At 59.1% G+C, this 15281-nt stretch carries 11 protein-coding genes; 3 read left to right on the forward strand and 8 right to left on the reverse strand.

What is annotated here, in order from left to right; translation table 11 throughout:
• Positions 1 to 10: 10 nt before the first annotated feature.
• The 3 genes from speB to AC3ITY_RS15350 all read left to right on the forward strand — a co-directional run bounded on the left by speB (position 11) and on the right by AC3ITY_RS15350 (position 1928).
• Entirely contained in the window at positions 11 to 970 is a 960-nt protein-coding gene (gene speB / locus AC3ITY_RS15340; RefSeq protein WP_489310413.1) for an agmatinase, read from the forward strand.
• Positions 971 to 1096: 126 nt separating this feature from the next.
• Complete coding sequence (locus AC3ITY_RS15345) at positions 1097 to 1615, forward strand: DUF4158 domain-containing protein (RefSeq protein WP_489310415.1); 519 nt, start codon at positions 1097 to 1099, stop codon at positions 1613 to 1615.
• On the forward strand, positions 1602 to 1928 hold the full coding sequence (locus AC3ITY_RS15350; protein ID WP_489310417.1) for a hypothetical protein: 327 nt from the start codon (positions 1602 to 1604) through the stop codon (positions 1926 to 1928). The genes AC3ITY_RS15345 and AC3ITY_RS15350 overlap by 14 nt, the downstream gene beginning before the upstream one ends.
• A 67-nt stretch (positions 1929 to 1995) precedes the next feature.
• Here AC3ITY_RS15350 and AC3ITY_RS15355 read toward each other — a convergent pair whose 3' ends face one another.
• From AC3ITY_RS15355 to AC3ITY_RS15390, 8 genes are all read right to left on the reverse strand, one after another.
• Positions 1996 to 3513 (reverse strand): M28 family metallopeptidase, encoded by a 1518-nt coding sequence (locus tag AC3ITY_RS15355; protein WP_489310419.1) that lies wholly within the window; start codon positions 3511 to 3513, stop codon positions 1996 to 1998.
• Positions 3514 to 3571: 58 nt separating this feature from the next.
• Entirely contained in the window at positions 3572 to 4111 is a 540-nt protein-coding gene (locus AC3ITY_RS15360; protein ID WP_489310421.1) for a dihydrofolate reductase family protein, read from the reverse strand.
• 85 nt (positions 4112 to 4196) lie between these two features.
• Positions 4197 to 5240 carry a methyltransferase gene (locus AC3ITY_RS15365; protein WP_489310423.1) on the reverse strand — a complete coding sequence of 348 codons (1044 nt, stop codon included), beginning with the start codon at positions 5238 to 5240 and terminating at the stop codon, positions 4197 to 4199.
• An 84-nt stretch (positions 5241 to 5324) separates the two neighbouring features.
• Positions 5325 to 6392 (reverse strand): methyltransferase, encoded by a 1068-nt coding sequence (locus AC3ITY_RS15370; protein ID WP_489310425.1) that lies wholly within the window; start codon positions 6390 to 6392, stop codon positions 5325 to 5327.
• Between the two features lie 61 nt (positions 6393 to 6453).
• Positions 6454 to 6639 carry an MbtH family protein gene (locus AC3ITY_RS15375; protein ID WP_489310427.1) on the reverse strand — a complete coding sequence of 62 codons (186 nt, stop codon included), beginning with the start codon at positions 6637 to 6639 and terminating at the stop codon, positions 6454 to 6456.
• Between the two features lie 65 nt (positions 6640 to 6704).
• On the reverse strand, positions 6705 to 7757 hold the full coding sequence (locus tag AC3ITY_RS15380) for a hypothetical protein (RefSeq protein ID WP_489310429.1): 1053 nt from the start codon (positions 7755 to 7757) through the stop codon (positions 6705 to 6707).
• A 28-nt stretch (positions 7758 to 7785) separates the two neighbouring features.
• Entirely contained in the window at positions 7786 to 12084 is a 4299-nt protein-coding gene (locus tag AC3ITY_RS15385; RefSeq protein ID WP_489310431.1) for an amino acid adenylation domain-containing protein, read from the reverse strand.
• 3 nt (positions 12085 to 12087) lie between these two features.
• Positions 12088 to 15279: a non-ribosomal peptide synthetase gene (locus AC3ITY_RS15390; protein ID WP_489310433.1), complete on the reverse strand. Its 3192-nt coding sequence runs from the start codon at positions 15277 to 15279 to the stop codon at positions 12088 to 12090.
• Positions 15280 to 15281: the final 2 nt, after the last annotated feature.

Genomic DNA, 15281 nt, shown 5'->3' on the forward strand with positions numbered 1-15281 from the left:
GGAGCCTTCAATGGACGTCCCAATGCAGAACGATCAAGCCCTTACCCGTGACAGCCTATACGGCACGGCCGCCGAAAGTACCTACGCCGGTATCACCAGTTTCATGCGTCGCCGCTACAGTCGTGACCTGCGTGGCGTTGATGTGGCCGTCAGTGGCGTGCCGTTCGACACCGCCACCAGCAACCGCCCCGGCGCCCGCTTCGGACCACGAGGCATTCGCGCCGCCTCTGCCGGGATCGCCTGGGAGCGGCACTGGCCGTGGACGTTTGACCCGTTCGACCATCTGGCGGTCATCGACTACGGCGATTGCGATTTCGATTACGGCTCGCCGCAGTCGACGCCCGAAATGATTGAGGCCCACGCCGAGCACATCCTCAACGCCGGCACGACGATGCTGACCTTTGGCGGCGACCATTTCATCACCTATCCGCTGCTCAAGGCCCATGCCCGCAAGCACGGGGCGCTGTCGCTGATCCACTTCGACGCCCACAGCGACACCTGGCCGGACGAAGAGGGCAAGCGCATCGACCATGGCACCATGTTCTGGCACGCGGCCAGCGAAGGGCTGGTGGACCCGTCGCGCTCGGTACAAATCGGCTTGCGCACCACCAACGACGATCATCAAGGCTTTCAGGTGCTGGACGCGCGGCAGGTGCATCGCCGTGGCTGCGAGGCGATTGTCGAGGCGATTCGTGCTCGGGTCGGCGACAACCCGGTGTACCTGACCTTCGACATCGACTGCCTCGATCCGGCATTCGCTCCGGGCACCGGAACACCGGTGTGCGGCGGCTTGAGTACGGTGCAGGCGCTGGAGATTCTCGGCGGTCTGCGCGGGATCAACCTGGTGGGCATGGACGTGGTGGAAGTGGCTCCGGCCTATGACAGCGCGGAGATCACGTCACTGGCGGCGGCGACGCTGGCGATGGAGATGCTGTGTCTGTATGCGGCCAGGCATAAGGTCGATCGGTAGTACAAAACCCAATGTGGGCCCAGTGTGGGCGAAGCTACAATTTGACGACATTTAGACTTCCCGTCACCGCCCAAACGGTCGCCATTTTCATGTACGTCACCCAACCAACACATGGAAGGGCTTGCCGTGGCGTATTCATGGAATGATTCAGACAATCAGGACTTGTGGACTCTTACTGTTGAAGAGGTCGCGTTGCTGCCCGGCATGACCGATAAAGGTCGGATCGGTTTCGCGGTTCAACTCAAATGTATGGAATTGCACGGCAGATTTCCGGAGTGTCACAACGAACTCGATCCAAACGCCGTGCAGTGGCTGGCCATACAGCTCAGTACGACGGCCGAAATGTTAGCCTCGTATGAATTTGGCGGCAGACAGGGCCAACGACATCGGCGCACCATCCGCGCCGTTCTTGATTTCCGGCCTACAAATGGAACTGACCTACAACGAATAGGCAAGTGGCTAGGCGAGGAGGTATTACCCTTCGATCCACAAGCCCGCCATGGTCGCGAGATGGCGCATGACTGGTTTCGTGCGCAACGCCTGGAGCCACCTGCCGGCGATCACCTTGATCGTGTCATCCGTTCTTCCGTGCGCAGCTACGAAACCAGGCAGCAAGCGATCATTCACGCGCTTGAGTGCAGATGACCAGGCGGCTCTCGACCGACTGCTGGGCGACGAGGAAGTCGACCCCGACGACACGCGCAGCGAGCAAGCTACTGCCATCTCGTTCAGTAATCTCAAGACCGATCCCGGCAAGGCCAGCTTGGACAGCGTATTGGTAGCCATCGCCAAGCTCAAGTGCCTCAACGATATTGGCTTGGCGCCGGCAGTGTTTCAGGACATTCCCGCCAAATTTATCGACCAATTCCGGCAACGCTGTGTGGCCGAATCGATCCGTATATTGCAAATAGCGAGGGTACTGCTGACACAGGGGGGCAACGTTCGTGAAGTGGTATAGGGCTCAAAATCGGGAAGACGACGCTCTACGACGCTTTGCGTGAGACCGATCAAGAACCCCAGCAAAGCTAAATGTCGTCAAATTGTAGCTTCGCCCACACTGGGCCCAGTCCCACGGCCAGCAGGCAGAGGGGGAGAAGTGCAATTACCCCGGCAATGACCGGCATTTTAAGGCCTGATGAAATCAGGTAGACGATAGGCGCGTAGAGTATCCCGCAGGCATAAGCGCCCAGCAGCATGATCGAATAGGAGATGGAGAGGCTTCGCAACAACATGGCGCAAGCCAGAAGCAGACCGGGGATGACGAACAGATAGGCAATGCTGGGGACGTAGAATGCAAGTGTTGCGCAGGCAATGCCGAACAGGACAATGGCCATGGGTCGCATCACGGAATTCTTGCCCTGATGCTGGCGGCGAGTGCGGCAGCGTTGCGCCCAAAGACCGCAGAGCACGAACGAGGCGATGCCCAGCGCATACATCGCGGGCAAAGGGAGTACCAGCAGCGTGCCGCCTGGCAGTGGGAAATAGGTTGCGTCCTCGTCAGCGCTCAGGGAGGAGAGGTCGATACCCTGGATAAAGTGGTTGCCCACTTCACGCACTGTCTTTTGGTAGCGAAACAAGGTCTCTGGCGCAAGGTTCTCCACCGTGTCGCTCATGTGGTGGTAGTGTTGAAAACCCTCCACGACCGCAAAATTCAACCCCGCGATGTTCTTTTTCCTGAAGGCCGTAAAGTCCGTGTCGTTTTGCAGCATCTTGTAAATCAGGGGGGTGAATGAGAAGGATATGATGCCCCGAACCCCTGCGTTCAGGTTCTTGATCAGGGTGTAGTCCTTCTGCGAGGTCTCGAACAATAAAGGGATGCCCTGGTTACCCCTGGCTTCGAAGTTCATTACCAGACGGAGGGCTTCACGTTCCGGCGCGCTGAGCTGCGAGACGTAGTGCTCCGCTCCCAGTAGGCCCAGTTCTTCGCCATCGGTGAATAGAAAGACAACGTTGTTTTTGGCATCGCTGCGGGTGATGGTTTCCCGCATCAGCTGGAGTATCGAGGCGACGGCCATGCCATCGTCACTGGCCCCGGGGGCGGTGCCGACGCTGTCGTAATGCGCCATGAACAGGACCGTCGCTGTCGCTCCCTGTACGCGGCGTGAGGCTATCAGGTTGACTCCCTGGCCGCTGTCGCCTTCCAGCAGGCCGGAGCGAATTCGCACTTCCTTTTCAAAACTGTCCGCGCCCACCCGGGCCAGCTCGGCATCGAATGCTTGGCGATGGTGCTCGTTCAGCTCGGCGTAGAGCATTTTCTGCCGGTTCACCATGCTTTCGATGGTAAATCGAAAGGGTTGCTCAACCACCTGGTAACCCATGCCCGCAATCGTTTCCTGCAAGTAATGCCTGACAGCGGCCTGGCGTGGTGACGCGGTGGGGTGGGGTGCAGCGGCGATGACGCCCAGGTTATTGCGTACATTCAGATAGCCGATATCGCGAGCATCGGCGGCTGTCAGGGCGGCGGGTTTCACCATCCCTGTTCCATGAACACTCGCCAGAGCGACAACGGCCAGCAAACATATACTCAATACCAAACGCTTCACTGGTTTCTTCCTTGGGGTCCGACGCTGCGAGTTTCGATACACGATCGTCTTGCGGGCGTTAATCCGCTTTCACGTCCAGGACGCATTCCATGGCACCGCTCTGCAGCGTGCGCTGTTTTCTGAGAACGACTTCAAGCGCAAGGTCAACGGGCAGTACGGGAACGCCGGTGCCGAGAAAGATCGGAATGGTGGTGATGAACAGCTGCTGCAATTCCCCTGCGTCAGCAAAACAGGCTGCCGTTTTGCCGCCACCGACCAGCCAGACATTCTTGCCCTTCGCCGCTTGCCTGGCCCTGGCCGCGATGGCTTCGGCATCACCGCGTACGAAGGTGATATCCAGGTTGGCGGGGACTGACCGATTCCGGTTGCTCATGACAAAGGCGGGCACATCCTGATAGGGCCAGTCATCAGGAGCGTTCGACATGATCCAGTCATAGGTCTGTGACCCCATGACCACCGCTCCGACCGTCTGATAAAAATCATCATAGGGCGTTGCGTCATCCCCAAGCGCAAAGTTCTCCAGCCAATCCAGTTTGTGTTGTTGAGTGGCAATAAAACCATCCAGGGTGGCGGCTACGTAATAGACCAGCATCGACATGTGTTTTCCTTGTAATCAAGCAGGCGGGAAATGACCCGTAAATAAAGAGCCCCTCTGGAAAGTGGTGAGGGTCGATGGTGATCATTTATTTCGGGTAGGCGAAGATAATGCCGTTCCCACTGGGCAGGCGCTTTACCTGTTCGACGATAAAGCCGCTGTGTTCAATGAGGGTTCTGAATTCAACCTCGTTGCGCTCCTTGCCACCGGCGATACCGAACAAGGACAGCATGTAAAGATCCATCATTGCGCCCGTGGGATCGGGCTGGGCACTTTCACCCTGGTCAATCACCAGGTCCACTACAACCAATAGCGCATTGTCCGGCATGCTCCGCCGGCAGGTGGCCAATATGGCCTGGCAGTCTTCGTCGCCCCAGTCGTGCAATACATGGGACAGCAGGTAAACGCTGCCATTGTCTGGCAGGCTCTTGAAGAAGTCCCCGGCGACGATTTCGAAGCAGCCAGCTTTTCCACTCTTGTGCAGATGTTCCTGCGCGATCTTTGCAGCGACGGGTAAATCGAAGAGTATGCCTTTGCTTTCTGGCCATTTGTCCAGCATATGCATCAGCAAATGCCCTGAACCACCCCCGACATCGACAATGCTCTCACCGTCATGCAGGTTGATGTTCTCCAGTATTTCCGGGATCTCCAGGTCCAGTCCCATGTCCTGGGAACGGTCAAAGATGGCCCGGCGTTCCGGGTGCTGTTCAAAATATTCGAACAGGCTGATGCCATATTGCACCTTGAAGCTGGATTCGCCGGTTCGGATCGTGTGCGCCATGCCACGCCAGGCCTGGCCCATTTCACCATTGATCAACAGAGCACTGGGCTGAGCGGAAGCAAAGGCGTCATGGGTCAGACTGGCGCCGAGAGCGGTCAAGGAAAAACCTTCGTCGGTTTCATTCACCAGCCCGAATGGCTTCAAGGCTTTCAACAAGCGTGACAGGGCGCTGATATGGGTGTGTGTCTGCTCAGCCAGCCGTTCGATGGAGGTGGGCTGGCCGGCTGCTTGCAGGACATCAGGCAGGCGCAGTTCACAGAAGGTTTGAATCGATTGCGAAATAAGTTGGCTGTATAAAAGCTGTCTTATCTGTTGCGGCATCGCAACATTTATCTCGGGTGGCCGTGCCATGTTGGTGTCCCTATCGCCAGGTGGCGTCAATACGGAATTTTTGAAATGACTCCTCCGGCCTCAGTGGGGTCGGAGGAGGCAGAATTACTTGTAGGCCACGATGATGCCGTGTGGGGTCCAGCCTGGAATCGCGGTGCGCACGGGGTTTTTGAAGCCGGCTTCCGCCAGGCAGCACTCATACTGTTCCCAGGAATAGATCATGCCGCCCTCGGCAGGCAGACAGGCAAAGTAGACGCTGTCCAGTGCGGCCATGACCGGGCCGTCGCCTTCATCGTTGGACATGGAGTTGAAGATGACCACACGCCCGCCTTCTGGCAGTGCATCGTAGGCCTTGCGCAGCATGTGGGTGTTTTCTTCAAGGGTCCATATCACCAATTGGTGGGCGAAGAGAATGCAGTCGTAACCCTCGGGGAAGGGCTGGTGCAGGATATCCAGTGCCTGGGCTTTTACCCGGTTGCTGAGTCCGGATTCATTGATTTTGCCCTGAGTGACCGGAATGGAGTTGTCGATATCCAATACCGTTACGTTCAGGTGCTCGTTGTGTTTGGCCAGGGCGATGGCGTTGACCGCATCCCCACCGCCCGCGTCGAGCAATTTGTTCACGCGCGATAGGTCGAGGTGCTTGACCAGGTCCTGGTTGGCCAGTTCGGACCACGAGCGCATGTAGCGATAGAACACGTTTTCCAGTTTGGGATTTTGGTGCAGGCGGTGATAGAGGTCTCGCCCTTCGCCAGGGAAACGCTGCAGACCGACGTTGGTGTTTTTCTGCAGGGACTCGGTAAAGTCCAGCTGCCCTTCATAGACGATGTAGTTTTCAAAGGCCACGGTATCCTTGAAACGTTGCCAGTCGTCCGTGGCCATAAGGTCCTCAACCACATCGGCATTGCGGTAAATGCCGTTTTCCTTGACCAGCATGCCCAGGGAGGTGGCGCCCAGCAGCAGAATATCGGTGGCGCGTTCCTGCAGTTTCAGTCGGCTGCTGATGCTTTCCTTGGTGGCTTCGCGCAGGTCGCTGACATGCTCGAACAGATCCAGTTCGCAGCTGGCCCGCAGGTATTGGAAAGCGGCGTGGCCGAAAAGAATGCCCGACAGACCCGGCATATCCAGTACCGCAGGCTTGACTTGATCGGTGGTGCGATGGGTAAAAGTCATTTTTCTTCCTTGCTTTGGCTAATGGATGTTTTCACGCAATCTTTTTTGCATCACGTCGTATCTATGCCGTCGGCTCTGGCCAGATCTCTGCGATATGTTTCAAGCAGTCTGCGCGTGACCCCTTGAACCCTGCTTCGGACCAACCCGATGGAATGTCTCTTGCGCTTGGCCATATCGAATATTGTTTGTCGGCGTTAACGACGACCACGCATGGCACTGCGTCGTCGTCCCCCAGGAATGTCGGCATGGTTCTCTCCTTTGCTTTCCCGTATATCGGACCGGTTTTAATGAGGTACGAGGTGCAGTCAGGCGTTATCCCGTACCGGCGCAGCCTTTTGTCTTGAGGTATTTCAATCTTGATTCCTTCAGGTTTTCCAGCACCTGGCCGGCGGTGTTCGTGGCGTTTTCCTTGGCCAACAAACTGGTGTTCTCTTCGCCAACGAATTTTTCGCAGACCCCGCGATGAGCGCTGTAGACCTGCGCCAACATGGTTCGCATTCGTTCAGCCAGTTGAGGGTAGGCCTGTTCAATGAAGTTCCACGCCTCGGTGGACTGGCGCATCGAACGGATCATCACCACATGGTCACGCCAGTTGATGCCACTCATCTTGGGTGGGGCGATCGGTGGCATGAGGGTCGGTCGAATCTGGCTGACGTACTGTTGCGAGTTCAGGTCGGTGGCAAACTCGAGCGTCATGCGCGAGATATTCATCAGTTGAATCAACCGATTGGCCTGTGCACAAGCCAGTTCTAGGTCCTTATCGTGGGCAGCGCTGATCAGAAGGTTGGTGCACAGGCTCATGCCCTGGCACAGGACCATGAACAGCAGGTGGCCGCGCACCCAGCGTCTCAGGGGATCCTGGTCATCCTCCTCGACCTTGCCTTTCGGTGCCTGGTACATCACACGGGATTCGGACATGAGCCGGGGGCTGGCAATCGACTGCAGGATCACCTGCGCGACGGACATCATGTCGCTCCATTCCGAATGATCCAGGTTGGTGCCGCTGCGCCGGACCAACTCGCCCGTTTGAATCGCCGCATCGAGGGCGGCGTTGATCATCAGGGCAACAGTGTCGCCCTGGTGCCGTTCGATACCGAAGGCGAAATCGTTGTCCCGGTTTTCCTGGTTTTCCCGCGGATCATCGGTCATCAGCCCCGTGGAAGCGCAGGGAAGTTGCGCCATGACTTCACGGAGCGTGCCGAGGTACTGCTCGAGGCTTTTCGGCTGGGGGCACGCTTCCAGATACTCTAAAACCTGCCGTGCCATCGCCGCAGAGGGGGCAAGCTCCCGCTCGGTGGCCGGCAGGTTTTCCGGGCAGCCCAGGATGAAGGGCGCATGTGCAATGGGAAAGGCTATCGATTCCATGATATTCGTCCTGTCTCTGATCAATCCGCTACGCGCCAGGCTTGGCCATGAAGCCGGTGTCGATCAGATAACGCAAAATAGTGTGCGCGTAGGCTTTTGTCGTTTTCGATAAGGCAATGTCCGAGGAGGCCAGCAGCTCTAAGGTCTGCTTGCATTCCAGCGCGGGGTTCACTTCATGGATGTAGTCAGGATCCAGCGCACGGTGAGGCTGCGAATCGGCATCCCTGATCAGGGGCACCAGCGGGTACAGCAGGTGCCCGGGCAGTACGCTCAATGCCTGCTGCCGACCGTGTTCGAAGTCGACCAGCTTGAACTCATAGCCGAACTCGCGGATCCAGTCGCAGAACTGACGGATGGTGACCGGCGCCGGGTTGAACAGGTGGAAGAACTTGTCCCTGCCTTGGGGTTGCAGCGATATGTGCACGATCGCCGCGGCGACGTAGTCCACAGGCACGATGTCGAAGATGCGCGGGTAATCCGGCACGATTCCCATGGGCAGGAAACCCCGTAGCGCCACCAGCAGGTAGTCGATGCTCTGCGAGGCGCCAGTTTCGGTATGGCCCAGGATCAACCCCGGGCGGAAGATGCTGACCGGAATACCGCGGCAGAGGCCAAGATTGACCACCCCTTCAGCCACCCACTTGCTGCCGGTGTAGCCCACTGGCACGCCGACGGCGGAACGCAGGGGGGCGTCGTCCTCGATGAAGGGGCGGGGGATATGCGTCGCGAGGAGAGTATCCACGGTGGAGACATACTGAACACTCTTGAGTCGAGTGGTGCAGGCCAATTCCAGGATGGTCTGCGTGCCTCCCACGTTGGTGGCTTTGAGCGCGCTGTAGGGATAGACGAAGTTGACCAGGGCGCCGTTGTGATAAATCACATCGACTTCTTCGGCCAGCGTTTGCCATTGATCCTCGCTCAGGCCCAGGTGCGGCAAAGCCAGATCGCCCTCGAGGCATTCTACCCGGTGCAGTTCGCTGCCCAGGTCGATGCGGTAGGTTTTCAGGCCTTCCAGAATCCTGGCCTTGGCATGCTCGGCACTCTTCGCGCGGCACAGGCAGATGACCCGGCTCGTGGTGCGCTTGAGCAACTGTTCAATCAGGTACAGCCCCAAATAGCCGGTGGCTCCGGTCAGGAACACGACAGAAGGCTGGTACCAGTTGGCATGCGGCAAGCCGTCCGGCCGGATGTGTTCTTCCAGGTAGATGTCCTGCTCCAGCGTTTGTGCATGCTGGCGTGACAGGAGGGCCGTGAGGCCTTCGCGACGGTAGATTTCAATCGCCTGCGCCACCGCTGCCGGAGTCGGTATCAGGAAAAATTCATGCAGTGGGATCTGCACCTGGTATTTGGCCGCCAGGGTGCCTGCCAGGCGCGTGAGCAGAATCGAGTTACCGCCTTGCTCGAAGAAATCCGTGTCCGGCGTTGCTGCCGCGAGGCCGAGTACTTGCGCGAAATCCTCCATGACCGACTGTTCAAGGTCGGTGCGTGGTACACGGCATTCCGTGGCCGTGGCGTCGTTCAGTTGGGGGGCCGTCAACTGATTCAGCTTGAGCATGTCGACCTTGCCGGTGGCGGTTCTTGGCAGTTCGTCCAATAGCAGGAGCTGGCTGGGGATCAGATAGGCCGGCAAATGGCGCAGCAATTCCTGTTTGATGCCGTCACTGTTCAGGCCGGGCTGTTGCTCGATGGCCGCCACTAGTCGTGCCTGTTCGGTTCCCGCGTGCTGGGCGAAGACGATGGCCTCCTTCAGCTCAAGCACCTGGCTCAACAGATGAGCCACTTCATTGAGCTCAATGCGATGCCCGCGAATCTTCACCTGGTGGTCGCGTCGGCCCAGATAGCTGATGGCCCCCGATGACCAGCGTCGTCCCAGATCGCCCGTTGCATACAAGCGTCCGTTGCCAAATGGGTTGGGCAGGAAGCGCTGCGCGGTCTCCCCAGGTTTGCCCCGATAGCCACGCGCTAGGTTCTGGCCGGCGAGCATGATTTCTCCCGGAACGCCTGGAGGGACGGGATTGAGATCGGGGTCGACGATATAAGCTTCGGTATTGTCGACTGGATAGCCAATTGGAATGGCGCCGGCGCCGTTTTTGTTGATCGCAAAGTACAGCGCATCGATGGTCGCTTCGGTGGGGCCATAGAGGTTGGCGACGTCTGCCTGCCAGACCTTTTTAATCTTGTGTGCCAGTTCGGGGTTGAGGACTTCGCCGCCACTGAGCACCAGCTTGACCGCCCGGCAGTCATTGGCGAACGGGTGGTCGATCAGGGTGCCGAGCAGGCTCGGTACGCCACCCAGCACGCTGACGTGATGACGGATCATCAGATCGAGCAGAGCGGTGCTGTCCTCCATGGTCCTGACATCCGCCAGTACGATGGCGCCACCGCTCAGCAGCGGCCAGAACAACGCCCAGATACTGGGGTCGAAGCTGAACGAATGGTTATGCAGCACGTTGTCCCGTGAAGTCAGCGGCCAGGTTCGTTGCCGCCACAGGATGTTGTTGACGACTTGCCTGTGCTCGACAATGACCCCCTTTGGAGCGCCGGTGCTGCCGGAGGTATAGATCAGGTAGGCAGCATCGCGGTGGCTGAGCCCCTTGGGCGCCGCCCAGCGAATGCCTGGATCAAGCGCCTCCATTCGTATCCTGGCGACCTCTGGCCACCCCTCCACGGATTGCTGGTCAGAGGTAATGACCAGCTCGCAGCCACTGTTTTCAATCAGGAAGTGGATGCGGTCGGTGGGCAGGCGGGGATCGATGGGCAGGAACGCATGACCTGCTCGCAGTACCCCCAGCAGCGCGGCAATGAACTCGGCCGACCTCGGCAGTGCCACGGCGATGATGCTCCCGGGTTTTGGCACATGCTGGCTGATATTCGCCGCCACCAGTGCGGCCCTTGCCCATAGCTCGCCGTAGCTGAGTTGCTGGCTGTGGTCGATAACCGCAATGCCCTGCGGGGATTTTTCCGTGCTGGCACCGACCAGTTCGCTCAGCGTCAGCTGTGGCAATGTCGTACGCGGGCCATGGGCCTGAGCTAGAACGGTTTGCTGCATTTGCTGGCCCATCAGCGCAACGGTTGCGATTGGCTGCTTGCCGGGCGCTGACAATACGCTGATGAGCGCCTGGGCCAGAACCCCAACCTGGCTCGAATTCAGCACGGCGCAATCATAATCCAGCGTCAGGCCAAGGGTGCCTTCGTTCATCCAGTAGGAGATGAACAGGTCAAGGTCGCTGCAGGGCTGCTTCGTTGACAGGCGCGTCAGGTTACCCGCGCGGGTGGAGCGCTGTTGAACATCGTCCGCGATGAGGTGCAGGCCGGTCTGGAAGTAGGGCGTGCGACTCAGGTCCCGCTTCGGCGGGCAAACTTCCAGCAACGTGGAGAAGGAGGGATGGTCGTTGCCGTTGAGCTGTTCTTCCACCTGACGTCGCAGTTGTTCCAGGGTGCTGTCATCCGGTGTATCGACGCGGACCGGCAGGTAGGTTTGCAGCGGGCCGATCAGGTTGGCATGCGCCTTGTCGCGCACCTTGATTGCGCAAAGCGCCGATTGCGATCCCTGCCAGCGCATCAGTACCGCCAGCCAACTGGCGACGATATCGGCTTCTGCTACTGATCGGTCGCCCCATGCGGTAAGGACTTCATGTACCTGACGATCTGAACCCTTGATGTCGGGGCGGGGATTTTCTGTCGGAATTTCTGTGGCGGCAGGCGCCTGAAGGCTTATTCCCCATTGCTGCCATTGCTCGGTGGTCTGCGCATCCCGTGCAAGCGTCTGTTCGCGTTGGATCACCTCGGCCAGCGCACCGACTGCAGGGTGCTGATGATCGGGTTCGGCCTGGAAGAGGGTCTGGGCAATGCGTTGCAAGGCATGTTCGTCCACTACGATAGGATGGCCGACCAGTTGCAATTCATGGTGTTGCGCGGTGGTTCGAGTGATGAACGCACGCAGCAACGGCCCCTTGTCGAGTTCGAAGGCGGCTCCCAGGTGCCCGGCCATGTCGGCATCAGACTGCGGGTGATCGAAGAACTCCAATTTCACCAGGCCCGTAGGCATCAGAAGCCTGACGGGGCGTCCCAGCACTTCGACGAACAGGCTGCGCAGGGACTCGCTGTGTGAGACCCATGAGCTCAGGTTCTGTTGCACGATAGCAAGGTCCACCGTGCCGGTGAACTCATAACGCACCGTTACCGGCAACGTTGCCATGCCCGCCAATTGGGCCAGTAACCAGAGGCGCTTTTGTTCGCTGGACAACGGATAGGCACCGAGTGCATCGCGGGCTGCGGGCAGCGAGCGCAGTGCTGCCTCGAAAGAATCGATGTTGGGGCTTTGCATGTTTTATCTTTCCTGAACGGCGGCTGTGCTGTCGGGGTTGTGTTGAAGGTTGATGGCGGTGAACTCCCAATCGCCTTCCATGCTGTGTGCAGCCAGTCCTCTTTCGAATGTCATGGAATTCAGCGTCGCCGCCACACGGGCGATCGTCGGAGAAAAATAGATATCTGCGATAGGTACGCGCCGTCCGAACGTGGTTTCGATGCGTTCGACCATGCGCGCAACCAGAATGGAGTGGCCGCCTAACTGGAAAAAATCATCCGTAACGCCGATATCCTCGAGGTTGAGCAGCTCGCACCAGATCTGCTGAACCTGGGTCTCGGTGTCACTCCCGGGGGCGACCCGCTGGCTGGGCGTTTGCAGCCTGACGGCCTGGGGCAGGAGGCGTTTCCTGTCCCGCTTACCGTTGTAGGTGAGGGGAATGCCATCGATCCTGTAATACTCCGTCGGTAGCCACGCCTCAGGCAGCGTTTGGCGCAGTGTCTCTAGCCAGTGCACGATATCGATGCGGCTATCATCGACCGTTGCGTCAAGCTGGACGAAGGCCTGTATGCCCCGGCTTGGGTCGTGGCCATGGAGTTGGGCGACGGCATCCCGTACCCCGGGCAGTTTTCGCAACGCTGCCTCGATTTCTCCCAACTCGATACGATGGCCGCGTAGCTTGATCTGGTCGTCACGTCGACCGATATAGACCAGTGAACCGTCCTGCTGCATGCGCATCCTGTCACCGGTCAGATAGGCGCGCCTACCTGCAGCAACCGGGTCCGGTACGAACTGCTTCGCCGTTTCAACTGGGTTGCGAAAGTAGCCCTGGCTGACGCTGGGACCGCAGATCAGCAATTCGCCGATTACCCCTCTGGGCACGCTGCGCAGGTTCCGATCCACCAGGGCCACTTGCGTACCGGGAATGGGATGGCCCAGTTGCACCGGGGCGCCAGGTTGCAGGCGACAGGCCGTGGACCAGATCGTCGTTTCGGTCGGGCCGTAGAGGTTCCACAGGGTCATGCCGGGCAGGCACAAGCTGTCCGCCAGATCCTGTGGCAGCGCTTCGCCACCGCACAGCAGGGTCAGGCTTTCCCGTGGCTGCCAGCCTGTCGACAGTAGCAGCCTCCAGGTCACTGGCGTGGCCTGGACAAGGGTGATCTGGGGGTCGGCGAGATAGCCCGAGAGCTTTTCCGCGTCCCGTTGAGCCTGTGGGGCGGCTATTTGCACGCTGGCGCCCTGCACCAGGGGAAGCAGCAGTTCCAGCAGCGAAATGTCGAAGGAGAAGGTCGTCAGCGCGAGCATCCGGTCGCTTGGCTTCACCTGCAGCAGCTGGCCGAATGCGCTCAGGGTAGCGACCAGGTTGGCCTGGCTGACGTGCACGCCTTTCGGTTTGCCGGTCGATCCGGAGGTGAACATCATGTAACCGGACTGGAGGCGGGCGTCCGTCGCGTGCTGCTCATGTTGCGTTACGGCATCGGCCCATAACGCGTCCATGGCCAGCGTCACAGGTTGCCCGAAGCGTTCCGGCGCGCTGTCGTCGGTAATCAGCATGGCCCCGTCGAGTTCCGCCAGGATGCCTTGCAGACGCGGTTCGGGCAGGTCCTTGGACAACGGAACGTAGATGCCCCCGACTTGCCAGATGGCCAGCATGGTGACCACCCAGGGGATGCCGCGCTCGCCGATGACCGCGATCAGGGTACTGGGTTTCGCGCCCTGGGTGTGCAAGGTGGCCGCCGCCTGCATGATCTGCTGGCGCAACTGCGCATAGGTCAGTTCGCCTTGCTCGTCACGCAGCGCGGTCGCACTGGGGTGGCTGTCTGCCAAGGCGAACAGGCGGGCTGGCACGCTTGGGAAAGTCGGCGTGATTGCGGGTGTCTGCTCTTCGGAGTCCGCCGCCCCCAGCTGTACAGCGCTCAGCGGGGCCTGCGGCGCCGTGACGAACTCGTGCAGCACTCTGGTGAGCATACCGACCATGTTTTCGGCAGCCGCGGCGTCGATACGGTCCGTGGCATATTCCAGAAAGCCTTTGACGTTGAGGTCGTGGTCCTCGAACAGGAACAGCGACAGATCGAGGCGTGCGGCCCCAGTGTCGACATCCGAGACCGTCAATTGCAGGTCGCCGGTATCCAGCGTGCGTTGAACGTCCTGCTCATAGCCAAACAGCACCTGGAACAACGGAGTCATACCGGCTTGCCGTGTATGCTCAACGCTTTGCAAAACTTGCAAGAAAGGGGTTTCCCCATGCTCGATCAGATGGGTAAGGGTCAGCTGAACCTGTTGAAGAAAGTCCGTAACGCTCTGGTCCTGAGCATATTGGCTGCGAAACACGCAGATATTGGACAGGTAGCCGATCACTTGTGCCAACTCCGGGCGCAGGCGATTTGAGGTTGGCAGCCCGATCAGAATGTCGTCCTGCTCGGCCAGGTGGTGCAGGACGACGCAGTAGGCGGCCAGGAACACCGCCGCGCAGGAGATGCCCTGGGGTCTGAACGTCTGGCGCAGTACCTGCCATTGGTGGTGGCTGAACTCGACGGGAATTCGCGCGCCGACAAATGTCTGTTGTTCGCTTCGGCCGGGCCTTGTCGAAATGTCCAGGATCGTCGGGGCATCGGCCAGCTGCTTGCGCCAGTACTCGAGTCCAGCATGTTCGTGCTGTCTTGACCAGGCCGCATAGTCTACGAATTGCAGGGCCTCTTCATTCGGGTTTGTGGGCGCCCGTCCATGGCCTTGGTCTTGATAGGCGATGACTATTTTTTGCAGCAGAAGTTGCAGCGAGATGCCATCGCAGACGATATGGTGGGTGCAGATGACCAGCTCATGTTGCTGGTCGCCGGTTTTTATCAGCAGCAGGCGGTACAGCGGCGCGCTGCTCAGCGACCAGCCACGCTGGACTTCCATGTTGATCAGGCGTTGCAGCGCAGGTACATCGTCAATGCATTCCACGCAGCGAATGGGCAGTGTGGCGGAGGGTGAAATGACTTGGCTCAACTTCCCGTTATTATAGGCAAAGGAGGTTCTCAAAACTTCCTGGGAGGCCACGACCTGGTTGACCGCGCGCTGCAACCGCAGTGTGTTCAGATTCCCGACAATAGATACTTTCATCGCCATGGTATAAGCCAGCTGGGAGTTCTGGTTCAGTTCGTTCAGAAACCAGATCTGTTCCTGGCCGTATGACGCGGGGAAAGCTGCAGTCCGGCATGTATCAACGCTCATGC

The organism is Pseudomonas sp. GL_091, assembly GCF_057837725.1.

Excerpts from the sequence above, each read along its gene's own strand:
- AC3ITY_RS15365 (WP_489310423.1), bottom strand. The coding sequence starts at position 5,240 with ATGGCACGGCCACCCGAGATAAATGTTGCGATGCCGCAACAGATAAGA.
- AC3ITY_RS15380 (WP_489310429.1), bottom strand. The coding sequence starts at position 7,757 with ATGGAATCGATAGCCTTTCCCATTGCACATGCGCCCTTCATCCTGGGC.
- speB (WP_489310413.1), top strand. The coding sequence starts at position 11 with ATGGACGTCCCAATGCAGAACGATCAAGCCCTTACCCGTGACAGCCTA.
- AC3ITY_RS15370 (WP_489310425.1), bottom strand. The coding sequence starts at position 6,392 with ATGACTTTTACCCATCGCACCACCGATCAAGTCAAGCCTGCGGTACTG.
- AC3ITY_RS15360 (WP_489310421.1), bottom strand. The coding sequence starts at position 4,111 with ATGTCGATGCTGGTCTATTACGTAGCCGCCACCCTGGATGGTTTTATT.
- AC3ITY_RS15385 (WP_489310431.1), bottom strand. The coding sequence starts at position 12,084 with ATGCAAAGCCCCAACATCGATTCTTTCGAGGCAGCACTGCGCTCGCTG.
- AC3ITY_RS15390 (WP_489310433.1), bottom strand. The coding sequence starts at position 15,279 with ATGAGCGTTGATACATGCCGGACTGCAGCTTTCCCCGCGTCATACGGC.
- AC3ITY_RS15375 (WP_489310427.1), bottom strand. The coding sequence starts at position 6,639 with ATGCCGACATTCCTGGGGGACGACGACGCAGTGCCATGCGTGGTCGTC.